Source organism: Aquimarina macrocephali, from assembly GCF_051627225.1.
GTDB lineage: Bacteria > Bacteroidota > Bacteroidia > Flavobacteriales > Flavobacteriaceae > Aquimarina > Aquimarina macrocephali.
Genome location: NZ_CP151795.1, coordinates 1392730 through 1413261 on the forward strand (window position 1 = coordinate 1392730; position 20532 = coordinate 1413261).

21 protein-coding genes are annotated in these 20532 nt (G+C 32.9%); 8 read left to right on the forward strand and 13 right to left on the reverse strand.

Annotated features, from left to right (window positions below; translation table 11 throughout):
- Window positions 1-7: 7 nt before the first annotated feature.
- From AAFU52_RS06220 to AAFU52_RS06280, 13 genes are all read right to left on the reverse strand, one after another.
- Complete coding sequence (locus tag AAFU52_RS06220) at window positions 8-529, reverse strand: hypothetical protein (protein WP_438425876.1); 522 nt, start codon at window positions 527-529, stop codon at window positions 8-10.
- Between the two features lie 41 nt (window positions 530-570).
- Window positions 571-1014, reverse strand: a complete 444-nt coding sequence (locus tag AAFU52_RS06225; protein ID WP_024768129.1) for a hypothetical protein — start codon at window positions 1012-1014, stop codon at window positions 571-573.
- A gap of 125 nt (window positions 1015-1139) precedes the next feature.
- A complete protein-coding gene (locus AAFU52_RS06230) occupies window positions 1140-1583 on the reverse strand; it encodes an Hsp20/alpha crystallin family protein (RefSeq protein ID WP_024768130.1) in 444 nt (147 codons plus the stop codon).
- Between the two features lie 105 nt (window positions 1584-1688).
- Window positions 1689-2105 (reverse strand): hypothetical protein, encoded by a 417-nt coding sequence (locus AAFU52_RS06235; RefSeq protein ID WP_024768131.1) that lies wholly within the window; start codon window positions 2103-2105, stop codon window positions 1689-1691.
- A gap of 82 nt (window positions 2106-2187) precedes the next feature.
- The gene (locus tag AAFU52_RS06240) at window positions 2188-3162 is read right to left on the reverse strand and encodes an Acg family FMN-binding oxidoreductase (protein ID WP_438425877.1); all 975 of its coding nucleotides are present in this window, start codon (window positions 3160-3162) and stop codon (window positions 2188-2190) included.
- Window positions 3163-3225: 63 nt separating this feature from the next.
- Complete coding sequence (locus AAFU52_RS06245) at window positions 3226-4596, reverse strand: MBL fold metallo-hydrolase RNA specificity domain-containing protein (RefSeq protein ID WP_024768133.1); 1371 nt, start codon at window positions 4594-4596, stop codon at window positions 3226-3228.
- Window positions 4597-4607: 11 nt separating this feature from the next.
- Entirely contained in the window at window positions 4608-5444 is an 837-nt protein-coding gene (locus AAFU52_RS06250) for a restriction endonuclease (protein ID WP_024768134.1), read from the reverse strand.
- 35 nt (window positions 5445-5479) lie between these two features.
- Window positions 5480-5902 carry a hypothetical protein gene (locus tag AAFU52_RS06255; RefSeq protein WP_024768135.1) on the reverse strand — a complete coding sequence of 141 codons (423 nt, stop codon included), beginning with the start codon at window positions 5900-5902 and terminating at the stop codon, window positions 5480-5482.
- A gap of 96 nt (window positions 5903-5998) precedes the next feature.
- Window positions 5999-6850, reverse strand: a complete 852-nt coding sequence (locus tag AAFU52_RS06260; protein WP_438425878.1) for a universal stress protein — start codon at window positions 6848-6850, stop codon at window positions 5999-6001.
- 73 nt (window positions 6851-6923) lie between these two features.
- The gene (locus tag AAFU52_RS06265; protein WP_024768137.1) at window positions 6924-7766 is read right to left on the reverse strand and encodes a universal stress protein; all 843 of its coding nucleotides are present in this window, start codon (window positions 7764-7766) and stop codon (window positions 6924-6926) included.
- An 85-nt stretch (window positions 7767-7851) separates the two neighbouring features.
- Window positions 7852-8706, reverse strand: a complete 855-nt coding sequence (locus AAFU52_RS06270) for a universal stress protein (RefSeq protein ID WP_024768138.1) — start codon at window positions 8704-8706, stop codon at window positions 7852-7854.
- 41 nt (window positions 8707-8747) lie between these two features.
- A complete protein-coding gene (locus tag AAFU52_RS06275) occupies window positions 8748-9599 on the reverse strand; it encodes a universal stress protein (protein WP_024768139.1) in 852 nt (283 codons plus the stop codon).
- Between the two features lie 12 nt (window positions 9600-9611).
- On the reverse strand, window positions 9612-10460 hold the full coding sequence (locus tag AAFU52_RS06280) for a universal stress protein (protein ID WP_438425879.1): 849 nt from the start codon (window positions 10458-10460) through the stop codon (window positions 9612-9614).
- A gap of 141 nt (window positions 10461-10601) precedes the next feature.
- Here AAFU52_RS06280 and AAFU52_RS06285 point away from each other — a divergent pair, with 141 nt between their 5' ends.
- The 8 genes from AAFU52_RS06285 to AAFU52_RS06320 all read left to right on the forward strand — a co-directional run bounded on the left by AAFU52_RS06285 (window position 10602) and on the right by AAFU52_RS06320 (window position 20484).
- On the forward strand, window positions 10602-12998 hold the full coding sequence (locus AAFU52_RS06285; RefSeq protein WP_438425880.1) for a heavy metal translocating P-type ATPase: 2397 nt from the start codon (window positions 10602-10604) through the stop codon (window positions 12996-12998).
- Window positions 12998-13606: a pyridoxamine 5'-phosphate oxidase gene (gene pdxH / locus AAFU52_RS06290; protein ID WP_438425881.1), complete on the forward strand. Its 609-nt coding sequence runs from the start codon at window positions 12998-13000 to the stop codon at window positions 13604-13606. Before AAFU52_RS06285 ends, pdxH begins: the two co-directional genes overlap by 1 nt.
- A gap of 552 nt (window positions 13607-14158) precedes the next feature.
- Window positions 14159-15421, forward strand: coding sequence for an alginate export family protein (locus AAFU52_RS06295; protein ID WP_438425882.1), 1263 nt, complete (start codon window positions 14159-14161; stop codon window positions 15419-15421).
- Between the two features lie 7 nt (window positions 15422-15428).
- The gene (locus tag AAFU52_RS06300) at window positions 15429-15668 is read left to right on the forward strand and encodes a hypothetical protein (protein WP_024768144.1); all 240 of its coding nucleotides are present in this window, start codon (window positions 15429-15431) and stop codon (window positions 15666-15668) included.
- A gap of 4 nt (window positions 15669-15672) precedes the next feature.
- Window positions 15673-17997 carry a molybdopterin-dependent oxidoreductase gene (locus AAFU52_RS06305; protein WP_024768145.1) on the forward strand — a complete coding sequence of 775 codons (2325 nt, stop codon included), beginning with the start codon at window positions 15673-15675 and terminating at the stop codon, window positions 17995-17997.
- A gap of 3 nt (window positions 17998-18000) precedes the next feature.
- Entirely contained in the window at window positions 18001-18699 is a 699-nt protein-coding gene (locus AAFU52_RS06310; protein ID WP_438425883.1) for a nitrate reductase cytochrome c-type subunit, read from the forward strand.
- Window positions 18692-19318, forward strand: coding sequence for a cytochrome c3 family protein (locus AAFU52_RS06315; protein WP_024768147.1), 627 nt, complete (start codon window positions 18692-18694; stop codon window positions 19316-19318). The genes AAFU52_RS06310 and AAFU52_RS06315 overlap by 8 nt, the downstream gene beginning before the upstream one ends.
- A 44-nt stretch (window positions 19319-19362) precedes the next feature.
- A complete protein-coding gene (locus AAFU52_RS06320; protein ID WP_024768148.1) occupies window positions 19363-20484 on the forward strand; it encodes a 4Fe-4S dicluster domain-containing protein in 1122 nt (373 codons plus the stop codon).
- Window positions 20485-20532 lie beyond the last annotated feature (48 nt).

The following is a 20532-nucleotide window of genomic DNA, read 5'->3' on the forward strand; positions in this document are numbered from 1 at the left end:
TACGTTATTAAAATTTATTTAAGGTCTGCGGTTTTATAATTTTATCCAATCGTTCTACTACTATATTGGTATATTCTGATGTTTTTTCGATAACAGATTCTCCAGATATTACATCAATATCTTCTAAAGCTATATTACTACTCCCTACTGTGGAAAGAATAATGAGTTTATCTAATTGATCCGGGTGATTTTTAATAAACTTTTTCACATTTCTGGGTGGACTCCCATATTCCCAAGAGTTAATAATAACCAAAGCATCCCACTTATCAATATTTACAGTAAACATGGTATACACATCTATTACCTTAAAATAAACCGAATCATTTTGATAATGCTTAAGGATATTCTGGACCAAGGAATCCTTAAACCTGCTTCCTTGTGAAGCTATCAAAACCTTAGTTTCCAGGTTAGAATCATTAACTTCAAAAGGGATTACAGTATCCATAGAATAGGTATACTCATACCACACCCAAAACCCGGAAAAGAGTATCAAAACAGAAAATACTATGATTTTTAGTATACGGTTCATCTGCTTATAATTGATTGTTTTTTTATGTTCATTATACCTGATTAACGCAACAGACGTTTTTGTTTGCTTTCTTTTATTATAGCCTTTATCAAATCAAAAACTTTTCTTTTTATTTCTTTATACCTGTTGAGATATGTACTTACCTCAATTGTTAACGCCCAATGATCCTCTTTGTATTGTTTTTCTTTGATAGGTTGATCAACTCCATCTAACAATATGGTAAGTTCATTATGGTGATTAATTATTTTTTTTAACAATGGGTCAATACCCTTTCTGCTAAGTGATAATTCTTGCAGTATGTTTTTACTCTTTTCAAAAGTTTTTTTTGAAATTAGTTGTAGTGTATGATTTTCGATAAGTTCATCTAAAAAGTGTTGTTCATCTTTGATAAACTTAAGTTCTGATACCCAGTTTAAAGAAATCTCATGTAACTCTTCTGGACTGTGCCATTCTACATATTTCACCCTTGGTTGTTTTGCTTTCATGATTTCATGGTTATTATTTTAGGCTTTTATCGTCCTTGATTAAGGAACGTGGTGATCCAGATTAATACATTAGAAGAGACAGAGAATAATATCCCTAAATCTATTCTCTGTCTTTCTGTTAGAGGTTAATCTATTTCAATTACTTTTTTGGGTTGTTCTTTTGCTTCTTCTCTTTTTATGAGATTAAGTGTTAGTACCCCATTTTCGTATGTAGCTTTAACCTTTTCATTTTGGTTTACACTGGTAGGTAATTGTAATTTTCTGTCGAATTCATTGTAACTAAATTCTTTACGTGTATACCCCTTATCCTCTTCTACTTCTTCTTTACTTTTTTGAGCACAAATGTGTAATACATCATCTTCCATAGTTACTTCAATATCTTTTTTTGAAAAACCAGGAACCGCGAGTTCAATTTCAAAATCATCCTTGTTTTCTTTGACGTTCATTGCGGGAGGTTTTCTGTCTTTCACGAAAAAATCGTCTGCAAAAAAATCATCAGTATCTAACCATGCAGAAACACGGTCATTGATCCAAGGAAATCTGTTTTTGTTAAATTTAATTAATGACATAACGTTAAGGTTTATTAGAGTTATTATTACCCTAAAGTTAAGTTCACAACAGGTTTATCAAAATGATAATTATCAGTTTATTAGGTTTTTAACCTAGCTTTAACTTTACTTCTTATTCTTTTTTAAAACCCCACCTGCGTAAAGAAAAACTTCGGACTTTAATCTGCTGAAATTTTTATAGAAATCATCAAACGTACACCTTACCAAAATATGATTTTTATAATAAAAATTGTCGCAAGAAATAGTATCACATTCTAACATGCCCCCCAATTCACTTTCGTGTGTTCTTATACCTTGATTTATATTTTGTATTTCTTTTTCTAGTACTTCAATTTGCTCTTTAAACTCTTGCAAACGTTCAAAAAGGTTTGGAGTAGTAGGTTCAAAAACATAAGAATTTAGTAATTGATTGATAAAAAGTATTTCACCTTCTATAAATCGAAGACTTGATTTCCATTTTAGAATATCAAAATGGATCTCTTTTAGTTCTTTATCTGACGTATTATCTGTTGCTGCCATCATTTTTTCCAGGTTTTTAAAGCTTACCAAAAAGGTACTTAACCTCTATAAAATAAAAAGTGATAATTATCAGGTTTTGTGGGTTTTAACAAGGAAGTAGTTTACAAGATGTAATAATATCTTTAATATCTAATCTTTTTCGTATCCTTTCTGGGTATTCTTTTACTTTTCCTATTCGTAAAAGCATTTGTATTTCTTTGTCTATCTTTAATGATGTCTTTAATAAATCATAATATTCTTTTTCTTCTAATACTTGACTCATAGGGTGAACCGCAATTTGGTTATGTATACATTCTAACCAAACTCGTTCTAATAATCTTCCTGTTTTTATCAATTCGGCTTTACTATAAGAATCAGATGTGATCAAAATATATCCTGAACAAGAATTTAGTTGTTCTCTTGCACTCTTAATAGAGCTTTTTATAAATGTTTTTCCTGTGACTGATTTTTTCGTAAAAAAAAGATTGAATAAAAAACGTTTAATTCCTTTTATTTCTAATGCTTCAGGTGTTATTCCATCTTTTCTCTGTTTTTCTTCTTTATAAGAAAAAGTCATCCATTTTGCCAATTCTCTAAGCTTACTAGTATCTTTCATTTGAAAACTATACGCATTTAAAGAATAATCAATGATTTTTTTGGTTTCTTTATTTTCTATTGGAAAGTACAAGATAGCATCTGATGGGCTGATCAATTTTGTTATTGTTGTATCGTCTATTTTTTTTTCTAAATATGGTTTCCTAATTGTTAAACGTTTCTTTATCAGCTCAATATTTCGATTTGTTTTTACCAAATTATGATCTTGTTGAAGATTAAGGATTATTTCAACATCATTAATCGTTACAGTTGAACTATATCCTAAATCTTGTGCAGATAACACACAATTTTCTATAAATGCTCCTATTGAAATCCATGTTTCTCTATTATTTGGATCAACAAATGGTAATACTCTATCATAATTAGGGTACACTTTAATCTCATTATTTTTTGGTATCTCAACAGTCCACATTTGGGCATTATGACTACTTGGAGCATAAGAACCGTATGTTATTATTTCTTTCATATCAGTAGTTTAAGAAGAACTAAGTTTCTTATTCCTTGCACAAGTTTTATTTATCATAAAAAATCAAACCAAAATCTCTATAACCTCATATAGCTTAGGGATATGAACTTTCCAGTGGTATGTATCTTGTATTTTTACTCGTAATGTGTCTGCAGCAGTAGCTTCGCCATGAACCAGAAAAACTTTTTCGGGTATATTTTTAATCTCACTCATCCAGTTTAATAATTCTTTCTGATCTGCATGAGCCGATAGGCTCTCTATATTATGAATCTTTGCTTTTACCGGGTAATATTTACCAAATAGTTTAACCTCATGAGCTCCTTCTTGCAATTGCCTGCCACGGGTTCCTTCTGCCTGGAAACCTACTAGTACTATAGAAGTATTATCAATATCTATATGTTGTTGTAAATATGTAAGTACTCTACCTCCTGTTACCATTCCGCTGCCTGCAATAACAATTTTTGGATGAGGATTATCGATAACCTCCCAGGTCTCTTTGTAAGACATCACAATATTAATATGGTTGCAGATCGCATGATATTCATTCATTGGTAATTTATGCCAGCCGGGAAAGCTTTCAAAAACAGAAAGCACATTATTCCCCATGGGGCTATCTACATAAACAGGAAGGTTTGGTATGCGGTTTTTTTGATATAGTTTCCAAAGTATATACATCAAAGCTTGTAATCTTTCTACTGCAAATGAAGGAATTATCAAAATCCCTCTGTTATACAATGTATCATTAATCAAAGTGATGAGTTTTTCTTCAACAACTTCACGAGGGTGCAACTTATTACCATAAGTACTTTCTATAAAAAGAAAATCTGCCCAATCTGGTTTTTCTGGAGCATAAAGTAATACATCATCTGTTCTTCCCAAGTCTCCAGAAAACACCAATATCTTTCCATAAAGATTTAACTCGATAAAAGTAGACCCAATAATATGTCCATTATATCTGAATCTAAATTGTATATCCTTAGATAACGAGATCCAGGTATCTTTCTCCTCTCTTTTAAAACATTTAATTGTTTTCTCTACATCATTCTTGGTATAAAAAGGTAACGCAGGGTGATGTTTAGAATATCCTTCTTTGTTAGCTTTTTCGGCTTCTTCTTCGTGTATCTTTGCACTATCTCTTAAAATGATTTCTGTAATTGCCAATGTAGGTGCTGTAGCTACAATATCTCCTGCAAACCCTTGCTTAATTAATCTTGGCAAATAACCTGTATGATCCAAATGCCCATGAGTAAGCAGTATAATATCAATCGAAGAAGCATCGATAGGTAAATCTTGCCAGTTTAATTCTCGCAATTCTTTTATTCCTTGAAACATACCGCAGTCAATCAATATGTTTTTTTGAGGAGTTTCTATATAAAATTTAGACCCAGTAACAACCCCGGCAGCTCCCAAAAAGTGAATTTTAATTGATGGCATAAGATTCTATTTTATGCTGTACATAGCATTTTGATTTCATTCATAATATTTTGTTTTCGTTTTTCAGAAATACCTAAATGATCCAGAAAAAAAATCTGTTCTATCAATTGTTTTGCTAAAACAATATTTCGGCTTAATAAAAATTGCTTTTCACGATTTGTTAAAAGTGTAGACACTGTTATCGGATATAGCCCTAAACGATCAATCCTGTCTTTAAGGCTATTCTCTTTAGGGTAATCCCAACTTAATAAATACAATCCTGCACACTTGCCATATTGAATTGCGTCTTTTGTAAAACGTGTGTTGGTCACTACCCAACCTTCATTAGGAATCATCTTCCCGCTATGTTCATGATGAGCTTCAATATCTCTAAATCGGGAATGGATATATAAAGGGACTTTTACATTACAGTTACGCCCCTCTTCGCTATGAAACTTACATTCTATAACAAGGTAATCACTATTTTTTCTGGCCACTACATCAACCTCATGAGAGACACACATACCTTTAATGATCTGCCCCACTTCTACCTGATATCCAGAATATTGTAATATAGATGCGACAAAACGTTCAAAAGGAAAACCCGTTGGCCCCAACTCATAAATCGCTTTTTTTAGCTTATATTTTGAAGCAAAAACAGATTTCTTCTTTTTAAGTAATGCGAAAGCACGATTATAAATTTCTCTGGTAGAAATACCCTGATATAATTCGTCTCTAACAATTCCCAGAATATGTTCTATTGCTCTATCATCTGCACCACTTCGTTTTAAGGAATTACGAAGTTTCTGGAGTGAAAATTTAACTTTTTCTCCAGAAGATTTTATAACATCAAAATTCTGGTTTTGCATTAAAATTATTTAAATATGAAATACAACTAAACACCTTAATGAATACGCTGCTGATCTTTTTTGAAATATGATCTTACCAAAGCTTTGGTTTGATTATCGGTCATACTATCTGCTTTGATAACATCCTTTACCTTTTTACTTATTTCTTTATAGTTTATCTCTAATTCTTTACTGAATTTTTCTCCTGTTTCTGCAGGTCCGTAAATTACGATCTTATCTGCATCTTTTATATGAGAAGCTACGTTCTTAAAATAAGCCTTAAACTGGTGTTTTTCGCGCTCCAGATATTTACTATCCTGAACCACATCCTGTGGTCCGCCTTTAAATCGTGTACCAGAACCACCATGTATGCGAAAATTCTCTATTCCTGATACTATAGTTGTCATATCCTCATTATCCTCTTTTACCAAAATGACATGAGCCTTTTCTTTATCTATCCAGATTCCTATATGTTTCATATTTTTAAATCTATTTTATGTTCTACGATTACAAAAGAGTACCCAGTAAGTAGTTATAAAGATTATTAAAACGACAAACCGGATACCCATACTTACCTAATTTGTTAAATCATGCAGTGCTAATACAGGGACTTTAGAATGATGCCCCAAACTTTTTACCATTGGTTTTGAAAATATACTTCCAAAAAAACTATGTTTTCTATTAATAAAAGTAATCATATCACTTCCTCTACTTTCAACAAAACTGCTAAGTCCTCCTTTTACATCTATATTATGCAGTGTATGAAAACTGTATTGTAAACCATCAAGGTATTCTATGAGTAGTTTTTTATTGTTCTCTTGTTCTTCTTCTAAGGTATCATCGTTAGTTATATGAAGAATTTTAATTTCCGCATTAGTGATCCTTGCTATTTCAATAAGATATTGCAATTCTCTACGTTTGACATGAGTTTTATAATCGGTTGGAAACACAATTTCTTTTGGTTCCTTATAATTAGCATCCTCTGGGATAGCCATAACAGGGCAATTTCTTACTTTTTCCATCACCAAAACTGTATTACTACCATAAATCAAATCCCCAGCATTAGTAGTCCCTTTGGTTCCCATAACGATCATCTCTATATCCTTTTTCTCTACAGTATCTTTGATAGCACTCAATACAGTATTGAATTCAGATATCATAAAAAATTTATGATTAGGGTTATCATCTCTAAAACTTAACCTTTCCTCGATTTTACTTAAGCCTTTTTCTGATTTCTCTTTAGCCTCTTCATAAAGTCGTTCTCCTGGTTCGGGAATCATCATACTTTCTAATGCATAACCTGTTGCATTAAACACATTAAGTACGTAAAAATCACATGTTTCGTTTTTATATAATTCTATAGCATATAGTATAGCATTCCACGCGTTTTTTGAAAAATCCGTGGGTAATAAAATCTTTTTTTTCATCACTTAGGTCTTTTAGGATTAGTCTTATCAATTTATGGATATAGCCTTACAAAAACTATGATAATTATCAGCTTTACTCAGGAATAACCAAGAAAGGAATAGGCGTATGAAATCCTATTTTTTTAATAACAGGTTCGTGTGTAATGCTTTCTATAAGACTATGTTTGTATTGTGACATACATAACATATCAATATTCATATCATCAATAAATTCATTTATAAGTTTGGCTTTTTGAGTAAATCGAGGAATCCAATGAATACAATAATTATAGTCTTTGAAATTTTCTTTAAGACTCTTAAGATTATGTTCTTGTATTTCGTCTAATTTCTCTTCTTCATGGATATGCATTACTCTAATATTTGAAGAAAATACGGTAACAATCTCCAGAAGAGGTTTTAAAGATTCTATACTATAAAGACATTTAAAATCTGTTGCAAAAGCAATCTCTGTAGGTTTTTTAAAATCAAATTCATCTGGTACCGCCAGTATCGCACAATCCTTAATATTTTTGATGGCTTTAACGGTATTACTTCCTATAAGAACTTCTTTAACACCACTAGCTCCCTTAGTCCCCATAACTACAAGATCAATGTTTTTACTCTTTATTGTTTTGTTAATGGTATCGGTGAGTTTTTTGGAAACCGAAATAGTTTCAAACGTATGCTTAAAATCTTCTGTATCTCTAACTATAGAATGAAGTGTTTCGGTAAGTTTTTCCTGCGACTCATTACTTAATTCCTGATATAACAAATCTCCTTTGGTAGTATTAATTCTGCTGGTTAAAACAGAAGTATCTACATCAAAAGTATTCAAAATATAGAATTTACACTCCTGATCTTGAAATAAACGGGTGACATAAAAAAGGGCACCATAGGCGTTATTAGAAAAATCCGTGGGAACAAGTATTCTTTTCATCGCTTTTCAGTTTTACTAATTATATTATAAAACTAGCTTTATAATACTAGGAATACTATGACAAATCTCATGTCTATATAAACTCTCAAATAGCAGTATCAGCAGGGATCACTAAAAAAGGGATTACAGTATTAAATGTCATTTTTTTGATAATTGGTTCTTTTATTATTCTTTCTACAAAACTGTGTTCGTAATTAATCATTACCAGAATATCAATTTCTAGTTCTTCAATGAATTCCTGGATAGCATGCTCTACTGTTGAAAAATCTGGCATAACATGAAAATCATATTTTACACGTTTAAAATAGTGTTCTAATGAGCTAGAATTATAATGTTGTAAAGGACCTAAGTTAGGTTTATCATATATATGAATCATCCTAACAGTCGCATTCTGATTTTTGGCAAATTCTAGTATTGGAGTTACCTCAGCCTTATGATACATTCGTTCAAAATCTGTTGCAAAAGCTATTGCCGAAATTTCTTTAAAATAGGAATCATCAGGAATGATGAGAATTGGACAATGTGATACATTCTTAACTACTTTTTGTGTAGTACTTCCTAAAAAAAGATTTTTACTCCCGGTTGCTCCTTTGGTACCAATAATGATCATATCAAAAGAATTATTTTCTGAAAGTGTGTTTATGTTTTGTACCAAAGATCCTTTTTTACTTATGGTTTTAAAGGTATGATTCAATCCTGGTTTAGAGTTATTGATATCCTCCATTGTCATTAGTAATCCTCGCTCAGATTCTACCTTAACCGCTTCATAAAGATGTCCAACACGTTGAGAACTTACAATACTTATAAGTTGTACTGGTTCAAGATCATAAGTGTTTAACAAATAAAACTCACAGGGAACATTTCTATATAATTCTATAGCATACAATATAGTATTCCATGCATTGTCAGAAAAATCTGTAGGGATTAGAATTTGTTTCATTTGTCTATATTTATTAGACCTATGAGGTCTATAATTAATTATTACTCTATCCTTTCTTTAGAAGGAATTACCAAAAAAGGGATATTAGTATGATAGGCTACTTGGTTAATTACCGGTTTGAATAATAGATTTTCAAAGAAAGAGTGTTTATTGTGAATCATGATCAATAAATCGATTTTGTACTTTTTCTGGAAATCTTCTACAGCTTCTAGCACATCCATTCCTTCGGCGATGTGAAAAATATGAGCATTATCTTTAAAATACTTGTCTAATCCCTCCTTAATCTTTTGCTGTTCGGTTCCTAAAGTAACTCCATAATAAGCATTTAAGATATTGAGTCTGCAAATATTTTTATCACAAATTTCTTTTACCAAAGGCAAATATTTATTATCCATACTCAGATTATAATCTGTTGGAAATAAAACATCTTTAGGTTTTTCAAATTCAAAACCAGAAGGAACTGCAATAACCGGGCAATTCACTTTTTTTATTGTATACATAGTATGTGTACCAATAAAGACTTCTTTGGCACCTGTAGCTCCTTTAGTACCCATTACTATAAGATCAATATTATACTTTTCAACAACCTCCTTAATCTCACCTATAAGAGTATTAAAAGTTGATAATCTAACAAAATTGTGTTTTGGATTCTCAAACTCTTCTTTTATTTTTTCTTCTGTTTGCTCTATATCACGTTTAGAATTTATCATTGCAATATCTTCCATGCCATACGGTGCAGGGTTCTCTATAAGATATCCAGTGTGATACGATACAGGTGTAAATGTATTGAGTAAATAAAAAGTAGTTTCTTCATCTCTAAATAGATTCAATGCATATTTGATCGCATTAAATGCGTTATCAGAGAAATCGGTGGGTAATAAAATTCGTTTCATCTCTATATGATTTTAATATCGTTGTAAATTTTGCATCGCTAAAAAAGGAATCTTAATACGTAATCCTATTTTATCAATTGTAGATTGATCTAAAAGGTTTTCTAAATAAGAACGCCTTGAATTTACCATTACCAAAAAGTCTATTTCATTACTCTTAATAAATAGGTTTATAGCATGGGTAAGGTCTTCTGCTGCCTCTTGATGAAATTTCAATTCTGCATGAGATAATGATTCTTTTAAGAAATACTTATTATCTTCTTGCCTGATAGAAAGCTTCTCAAAATCAGATATATATAAAAAATTAATAACAGATCTAAAACTTTTAGTTAATGTACTAAACAATTTTAGTTCTCTTCGTTTAAATGGTAATTGATAATTTGTAGGAAATAAAATATTTTTTGGCGGATTATAACTACAATCACTTGGGATTACCAACAAAGGGCATTTTACATATTTAAGCACTTGTAAGGTATTGCTTCCAAAAGTAAGTTTTCGATCATCAGTTTCTCCTCGTGTACCCATAACCAGAATATCTATATTTTCTTTATCAACTAAGTCATTAGCCTCATCAATTAAACTTCCAAACATCGGTAGTAATTTAAACTCATGTTGAGGATTAGGTGAAATACTTTTTATTTCTGAAAACACCTTCTCTAGGGCCAAATCAGAGTTTTTATGTATTTTTTCTTTTAGCTCATTAAAAATTTTACGGGAAACCAAAGTATTATGATTGTATACCTCATCGGCATAAGCATGTAGAATAAAAAAATCGCACCGTTCATATTTAAAAAATTCAACAGCATATCGTAAAGCATTCATGGCATTTTCTGAAAAATCTGTGGGAATCAATATTTTCCTCATCGCTTACTTTTTTTTGATATGTTACACTCAAAACTAGATAATTACAACTACCTAAACTATGATTTTTATCAGTTGAATAATCATGACATTTATCATATTATATAAAGGCTTACTTTTTCATATTTGTAGCAAATAAATTCTATGTCAGAGCATACTTGTTTTCACTGTGGAGATGATTGCAGTAAAACGGTAATCAAATTTGATCAAAAAACATTCTGCTGTAATGGGTGCAAAACTGTATTTGAAATTTTTTCGACTCATGATTTATCCTGTTATTATGATTTACAATCTGCTCCTGGCGCCATTCCTGAAGAAATTCAAGGAAAATACGATTATCTCGATACTGCTTCTATTGCTGAAAAATTAATAGAATTTAATGATGGTAACACTCAGATCATCACACTGTATATTCCGCATATGCATTGTAGTTCCTGTATTTGGATATTAGAAAACCTACATAAGCTTCAACCAGCAATTACAGCATCTCAAGTTAATTTCCCTAAAAAAACAGTTCGTATTACTTTTAATAGTGATCGTATTTCACTTAAAACAGTGGTCATTTTACTTAATTCTATAGGCTATGAACCCTATATTAGTTTGGATGACTACACCACAGGGAAGACACAAATAAATCGAAGCTTGATTTATAAACTTGGTATTGCAGGTTTTGCTTTTGGAAATGTGATGTTCTTATCGTTTCCAGAATATTTTGAAGTATCAGAATACTGGTTAGAACAATACAAACACCTTTTCCGTTGGTTGATGTTTGCTTTTTCATTACCCGTAGTTTTTTATGCTGCTCAGGATTACTTTATTTCTGCCTACAAGGGATTACGATCCAAAATATTAAATATAGATATTCCGATTGCTTTAGGGATTCTGGTTCTTTTTCTAAGAAGTACTACAGAGATTATTTTTGATTGGGGAACCGGTTTTTTTGATAGCCTTACCGGACTGGTATTTTTTCTGTTACTAGGAAAATTCTTCCAGCAAAAAACCTATTCTTTTTTATCCTTCGAAAGAGATTATAAATCTTATTTCCCCATTGCAGTAACAAAAATTGCTGTTGCAAAACACAAAAAAGAAAGAAAAGAAGAGAATATACAAGTCTATGATATTAAAAAAGGAGATCGACTATTGATCAGAAATGGAGAGTTAATTCCGGTAGATGCAATTCTTATCGAAGGCGATGCCCAAATTGACTATAGCTTTGTAACTGGTGAAAGTGAATCGGTCACTAAGCAATCAGGTGATACACTTTTTGCAGGAGGCAGACAACTTTATGGAGCTATAGAAATTGAAGTTTTAAAATCTGTAGAACAAAGCTATCTTACACAATTATGGAGTAATGATGTGTTTAATAAAGATAAAACTGCTTCATTTACTAATCTTACCGATACGATAAGTAAATATTTTACCATTACAATCTTATGTATCGCTGTACTCGCTACTTCTTTTTGGCTATTTGTTGATCCCTCAAAAGCAGCACAAGTATTCACCGCAGTACTTATTATTGCTTGCCCTTGTGCATTAGCTTTAGCAAGACCTTTTGCCTTGGGTAACATCCTTCGCATCTTCGGAAAAACCAAATTCTATCTCAAAAATGCAGATGTTATAGAACGATTAGCCAGAGTAGATACCATGATTTTTGACAAAACTGGTACCATAACTACCACAATTACAAGCGAAGTTACTTATGAAGGAATGATACTAACGCCAGAGGAAGAATCCCTGCTTAAAAACACCTTACGGGCATCAAATCATCCACTTAGCAGAACACTTTATGATATATTAGCAGAACACGATATTCTAACCTTAGACGAATATCATGAACATATTGGAAAAGGAATTGAAGGTAAATTAAAGGAAGATACTATCAAGATAGGATCAGCAAATTTTGTGGGAAATAACATCAATCCTGAAATCATAAATACTGCAGTTCATATTAGTACAAATGAACAATATAAAGGTCGTTACATTTTTCACAATCAATATAGAAAAGGAGTAAAAAAGGTATTTAATCAATTATATAAGGATTATAAACTCGCTATTTTATCAGGTGATAATGAAGGAGAAAAAGAATATTTAAAACAATTACTCCCAGAAAACACGTCTTTATTTTTTGATCAAAAACCAGATGATAAATTAAATTATATTAAATCACTACAGAAGCACGATCAAAATGTTATCATGGTTGGTGATGGATTAAACGATGCAGGAGCTTTAGCCCAAAGTGATGTAGGTATTGCTGTTTCAGAAAATGTAAATGTGTTTTCTCCAGCCTGTGATGCAATTCTTGATGCTTCAAAATTTGATACCATATCCTCTTATCTTAACATATCTAAAAAAGCGATTACAATTATTAAATCAAGTTTTGCCCTATCGTTTTTATACAATATTATAGGCCTGTATTTTGCTGTTACCGGTCAACTTTCTCCTGTGATAGCAGCAATACTAATGCCATTAAGTTCTATCTCAATTGTTGCATATGTTACTGTGCTTACAAACTGGTCTGGAAGAAAATTAAAATCAAAATAATGATGAATACTTCTGATGACCATAACCCAACCCAACATTTTCAACAATGGTTTCATGAGGTAGATAAAGCTCATCCCGAGGATGAAGCTAATGCAATGTTACTCTCCACCATCGGCGTAGATGGTTTTCCCAAAAGTAGAATTGTATTATTAAAACGCTTCACCTGGGAGGGTTTTATCTTTTTCACAAATTATAATAGTGAAAAAGGAAAGGCCATAGCACAAAACAACAAGGTTTCTATTGCTTTTAATTGGACAGCAGCAAAAAAGAAAGTCTTAATTTCGGGAACAGCAGAAAAAATTGCCGAAAACTTATCTGAAGGGTATTTCGAATCACGACCAGAAGGCAGTAAATTAGGAGCTTGGGCTTCTGATCAAAGTAAAGTAGTTTCTTCACGAAAAGTGCTCGAAAATCAATTAAAACACTACGAAACCAAATTCAAAAATCAGACTATTCCAAGACCAGAGCATTGGGGAGGATATATGATTAAGCCCAATAGATTTGAATTTATAGAACATAATCAGATAGAAAAGCATACTCGCACCATAACATATAAACTTCTGCCAGATTATAACTGGCTCAAGGATACAGGATACACTCATGAATAGATAATAATATTCATTCATCATAATTATATTAGAAATATAAACTCCCGAGGGTTTCACTCTAATTTCTAAAAATTTTGATTACTTGATAATTATTTTAGTAAATATCCATTACTAAAACTGATTTTTCCTAACAAGATATTATTTACATAAAACCATCCGTAATTAACATTTTTTTCACATATGAGTTTAGTTCACTGTACATTAGGTCTGTCTTCAAAAAAGAGAAGGGTTTATTCCTGAATTCTATTCTTATTTAGATTCAATTAATATATTGGCTTTATGATAATTATCATGCTTTAAGATCCCATTAGAGAATAGTTTTATCCGTATATTATAAGGTGAAAAAAGACATCTAACTATTTGTTTATTTTATAATCTGAGAAAAATAAATAGCTTACTCAGAGTATTATTAAAAAATGAGAATGATGATTGATTTTGCGCCTTTTATTTAGTCAATTTTTACATTAAAAATATTAAACCTGATTGATATCATTGCACGCAATAATTAATGAACCAATATTTACCGGAGTTAATTTATAATCAAATCTTACTATGAAACTCGTTAAACTTAGTACTCTCTTTTTTTTCACATTATTCATCACAAATATTAATGCTCAATTAAAAATCGATGCCGAAGTACGACCTCGATTCGAGTACAGACATGGATTTAAAACTCTTTTCCCAGATGATGCAGACCCCGCAACATTTGTATCTCAGCGCACACGATTAAATGCTGGATATAAAATGGAAAAATTAAACTTTTATTTAAGTCTGCAAGATGTAAGAGTCTGGGGAGATGTACCCCAACTCAATACAGCAGACAAAAATGGTTTTAGTCTTCATCAAGCTTGGGGAGAAATTCTTTTTAATCCCAATATATCATTAAAACTAGGACGTCAGGAAATTGCATATGACGATCAGCGTATTTTTGGGAACGTAGGTTGGGCACAGCAAGCCAGAAGTCATGATGCTGCACTTATAAAATATAATAAAGACAGCTTCAAATTCGATCTAGGTTTTGCATTTAACCGGGGAGAAGAATCTCTAACAGAACATACACTTACAACACCGAATACGTATAAAAGTATTCAATACCTATGGTTACATAAAGATTGGGAGAGTTTTTCGGGAAGCTTCCTTTTTCTTAACAATGGATTACAGTTTACAGATCCAGATAATTCTAATAATAATGAAAGCAGATATAGTCAAACTGTAGGAACTCATTTAAAATACAAAAAAGGAAAATTTGGCCTTGTATCTAATCTTTATTATCAATTTGGAAATGATCTGGGTGATAATGACCTAAGTGCATATTTATTAGGTCTAGAGGCAGACTATAAATTATCAGAACAATGGAAAGTATTACTTGGTGGAGAACTACAAAGTGGTAACGATAATGGAGCACCTGCTAATGGAGATAATGAAGCCTTTACTCCTTTTTATGGTACCAATCACAAGTTTAATGGATTAATGGATTATTTCTATGTTGGAAATCATATCGGAAATGTTGGACTAATCGACTTGTATCTAAAAGCTAATGTAAAATTCAGTCAAAAATCTACATTAAATGTAGCTGCACATAATTTTATGGCTGCAGCAGATTTGCCTACAGATGACTCTAAACAACTGGGTACAGAAATAGATCTTGTGTTTTCATATAATTTACAAAAGAATGTAAACATCAAAGCTGGATATTCTCATCTCTTTGCTTCAGACGGAATGGAGATACTGAAAAACAATTTTGATGGCAATACCAATAATTGGGGATGGGTCATGGTGACAATTAAACCAACTCTATTTACAACCAATAAATAATAAAACTATGCCAATTAAGAGTTATTTAGCACATCCGAAAAAAGGAGAAAAAAATGAACTTATCAATGCACTATCTTCACTAGAGCACTGTGAAGTCATGCCAGCCAATAATAAGGATGTACTCATCTTAATTACAGAAACTGAAAATGAAAATGAAGAAGCTATTCTAAAAGAAAAACTAGACACTATAGAAAGCCTAAAACTATTAGCTATGGTTTCTGGATTTAATACACCACAAAACAATTAGTATTATGTATACCTCTCTCACTAACAGAAGAAAATTCATAAAAAAGATGGCTATGTTGTCTGCGATGACTGCTGCAGCAACTATGTTTCCGGGAATCTTATTTGCAGACGAACAGGAAAAAGGATTGCCAAGCGGTGATATCGATTGGAAAAAGGCTCCATGTAGATTTTGTGGTGTAGGATGCGGAGTGCTTATAGGAACCGAAAACGGAAAAGCCGTAGCCGTAAAAGGAGATCCTAAGAGTAGTGTTAATAAAGGACTACTTTGTGTAAAGGGATACCACCAAATCATGTGTATTCAATCAAAAGATAGATTAACTCATGCATTGGTAAAGAAAAACGGTCAGTACGTTAAAACTCCAATCAATGAAGCTTTGGACATTGTTGCCAATAAAATGAAGGAGACTATTCAAAAGCATGGCAAAGATAGTGTAGCGATGTACACTTCTGGTCAATCCACAATTCCGGAAGGATATGTTGCTTCAAAATTAATGAAAGGTGCAATCGGTACAAATAACTTAGATTGTAATGCCCGTTTATGTATGGCAAGTGCAGTAACAGGTTTTTTAACCTCCTTTGGTGCTGATGAACCTATGGGCTGTTATGAGGATATCGACCATGCAGATTATTTCATTACATGGGGTAATAATATGGCAGAGATGCACCCGGTATTATTCTCCAGAATGCTCGAACAAAAAAACAGAAGAGGTGCTAAGATTATTGATTTTGCTACACGTACAACACGTTCTAGTACTGCATCTGATAAATCTATATTATTTGAGCCTCAAACCGACTTAGCCGTTGCCAATGCAATTTGTTATGAAATTATTAATAATGGATGGGTAAACAGATCTTTTGTAGAAAAACATTGCAACTTTAGCAAAGGGCTAACCAATATGGGATATGGTCTGGAAGATAATTACAAATTTAAAGACAAACCACAAAAAATAGATTTTGAAGCTTATAAAAAATTCTTAAACGATTATACTCCAGAAAAGGTAGCTAAGTATTCAAAAGTATCTGCAAAAGATATTAAATATTTAGCCTCTATATACGGAGATCCAAATAAAAAGGTGGTTTCTTATTGGTGTATGGGGATGAACCAACATACAAGAGGGACCTGGATGAATAACTTAGTTTATAACATTCATTTACTTACCGGAAAAATTTCACAACCAGGGAATGGACCATTTTCATTAACAGGGCAGCCATCTGCCTGTGGTACTGCAAGAGAAGTAGGTACTTTTACTCATAAGTTGCCTAAAGGAGTTGTAATGAATGAAAAACATAGACGCTTGGCAGCAAAAATATGGAAAGTGCCTTATGAGAATATTCCTTCTAAACCAACATATCATGCTACAGAAATGTTTAGAGCTGTTGATCGTGGGGATATTAAATTTATTTGGACGCAAGTAACTAATCCACTGGTTTCATTACCAAAAACAGGTAGATATCGCCCAGGTATGGAAAAAGACTCTTGTTTTGTTGTAGTTTCTGATGTTTTTCCTACGCCAACATCTGATGTAGCTGATGTAATTTTACCAGCATCATGGCATATAGAAAAAAGCGGATTGTATGGAAACTCTGAACGAAGAACACAACATTGGGATAAAATGGTAGATGGTCCCGGAGAAACAACTCCAGATGCATGGATGACAATTGAAGTTGCTAAACGTTTGGGGTATGGTGATTTATTTCCGTATAGTGAAGAAAACCACGTTGAAGAAATTTATAATGAATATAGACAGTTTCATGAAGGAGCAAAACATGGAATGGCACCTTTGGAAGTTCTTAAGAAAGAATCCGGAGCAATATGGCCCTATGTAAACGGAAAATCTACACAATGGCGCTTTAATGCAAAATATGATCCGGCTTGTTCTAACGGTGAAGATTTTCATTTTTATGGAAAACCAGACGGAAAAGCAGTCATATGGCAACGTCCTTATGAACCGGCAGCAGAATCTCCCGATGCAGCATACCCTTTTTGGTTAAATACCGGAAGAGTTATCGAGCATTGGCATACAGGTTCTATGACACGTAGAATCCCTGTATTACATAAAGCGATGCCAAGTGCCTATGTAGAATTTCACCCAGAAGATGCAAAAGCATTAGGAATTAGAGATGGCGAAAATATAAAAGTAACATCACGTAGAGGTTCATGTATATTACCCGCATCGATAAACAAAAGAGGATTACCTACCAAAGGTCAGGTCTTTGTCCCTTTCTTCGATGAAAACATGCTAATTAATGACGTTACTTTGGATGCTTTCTGCCCAATTTCTAAAGAACCTGATTATAAAAAATGTGCTGTTAAAGTTGAAAAAGCATAGGTTATGAAAAAGAGACTCGGAATCATATCACTTTTTTTATTGTTGTTCATAGCCTTTATCACTATCTGGAATTATAGTTATCAAGAAGGTTTGGAAGAAAGTTATATCCCTATTGAGGGAAATTCAACAGATACATTCATCCCGTCAGAGAGCGGTGTGTTCAAGCGTTCTGGATTGGCATTAGAATATGCAAATATGCCCGTTGATGAAGAACATCAAAGATCATTAGACACTTATTATGATAATAGAGCATATCCTGGAGCGCCGCCCAGTATCCCGCATCCTGTAAAGGAAGAAATGAGTTTAGGAGCAAATACCTGTTTGCAATGTCATGAAAACGGAGGTTTTGTACAAAAGTTCAATGCATATGCACCAGTTACACCACATCCAGAAATGGTTAATTGCAGGCAATGCCATGTAGTACAAAAGACTGAAACTCTCTTTACTGAAAATAGTTTTGCAAAGGCTTATGCTCCAAAAGTTGGGATAAATAATGCTTTACCCGGGAGTCCACCAATGATCCCGCATCAAATACAGATGAGAGAAAATTGCTTGTCTTGCCATGCTGGACCTGCAGCTCCAAAAGAGATAAGAGTATCTCATCCAGAGCGTATAAATTGTAGGCAATGTCATGTTCCTAGAGATAAAGCAGTAACTGATATTGAAGTTTTCACCAGAGCTAATATTACTGAAAATGAATAGATATAATAACATACATATTCTGATGTATACTTTCCTTGCCGTCATATTATTTTCATGTAAACACGGAGAAGGTGAATACCATAATATTACGGATAAAATAGAGGCCAAGAGTAAAAATTATCACGGTACCTCTATTTCCTCAGAACAGTATTTAGAAGGTATTAAAACAATCAAAATTACAGAAGGAGCACATACATTTTTGATTCCTGAACGTAAAAGTGAAATCAAATCATACGCCTGTACCGAATGTCATACCAAACCACTAGAAGAATTAAAAAGTAAAGATCCTTCAAAAAAAGCACATTGGGATATTAAGCTGGCTCATGCGGATTTAAATACTATGAACTGCATTACTTGTCATAATGGTAATGATATGGACAACTTAACTAGTTTAACAGGCACAAGCATTGATTTTAATAGAAGTTATAAATTATGTAGCCAATGCCACAGTAAACAGTTTAAAGATTGGAAAGGTGGTGCACATGGCAAAAAGCTAGGAGGATGGGCTCCTCCCAGAGCATCAATGACCTGTGTAAATTGCCACAACCCACACAATCCAGGTTTTGAAACCAGGTGGCCTGCCGGGTATAATACTCAAAAAGTAAAAGAACGAGAATAGTTTAGCTATCACACTTTCATGTAATACCTCTTAACAATTTAACAATGAGCGACAATACTAAAAAATGGTTTTCTCTAAACCTAAATAGCAAAAAGAAACAAAATACGGGTTCTTGTGGTTGTGGAAAAACATCTGGCGGATGCGGCTCTCATACTAAAGATCAAATTAGTGATAAGGAATTTGATGCTGCCGTAGATGCTGCTATTGGCGATGAACGCAAAAAAGATGGTTTTGACCAAGTTTTTGATGTACAAATGGATCGCCGAACTGCTTTTAGGAAACTAACCGCTAGTTTGGTCATCGGAGCCGGAGCAGTAAGTACGTCTTGTAATCTGACTACTGGAGAAGAAACCAAAGAAAAAGCACAAATCGATTGGGAAGAACAATTTAAGGGTAACTATAAATTAATGACCGATGATGAAAAGAAAGCTACAGTCGACCGATTAGTTCGTTCCTATCAATTGCGAAAAGGGGAAAATATTGATATGTCTTCTAAAAATGCTGAGAAAGATGTGCTGTTTGGATATGCTTTTAATATCTCTAAATGTCAAGGCTACATGGATTGTGTAAGTGCTTGCGTTGAAGAAAATAATCAGGATCGAAATTCGCAGATGGAATATATTCGGATTCATGAAATGAAAGATGGTAAAGGTCTTAAGTTTGATGAAGCCGATGACAATTATTACCATGAAGTCCCGGCAGAAGGTCATTTTTATATGGGAACACAATGTTTTCATTGTGATAATCCCCCATGTGTAGAAGTTTGCCCTGTACAAGCTACATGGCGTGAAGAAGATGGATTAGTAGTCGTAGATTATGACTGGTGCGTTGGTTGTAGATATTGTATGGCTGCCTGTCCTTATGACGGACGACGATTTAACTGGAGTACTCCCGAAGTTCCCGAAAATGAGATTAACAAAAATCAACATTACCTGGGGAATCGTATGCGTAAAAAAGGAGTAATGGAAAAATGTACTTTCTGTGTGCAGCGTTCACGGGCTGGTAAAAATCCTGCTTGTGTAGAGGCTTGTCCAACAGGAGCACGAATTTTCGGAAATTTATTAGATCCCGAAAGTACAATACGATGGGTACTCAATAATAAAAAAGTGTTTAGACTAAAAGAAGATCTTGGGACAGAACCTAAGTTCTGGTATTTTATGGATTAATAAAATTGCGTGAGGGATTGAAACGGCATCCTTTTCTGTCACTTCGAG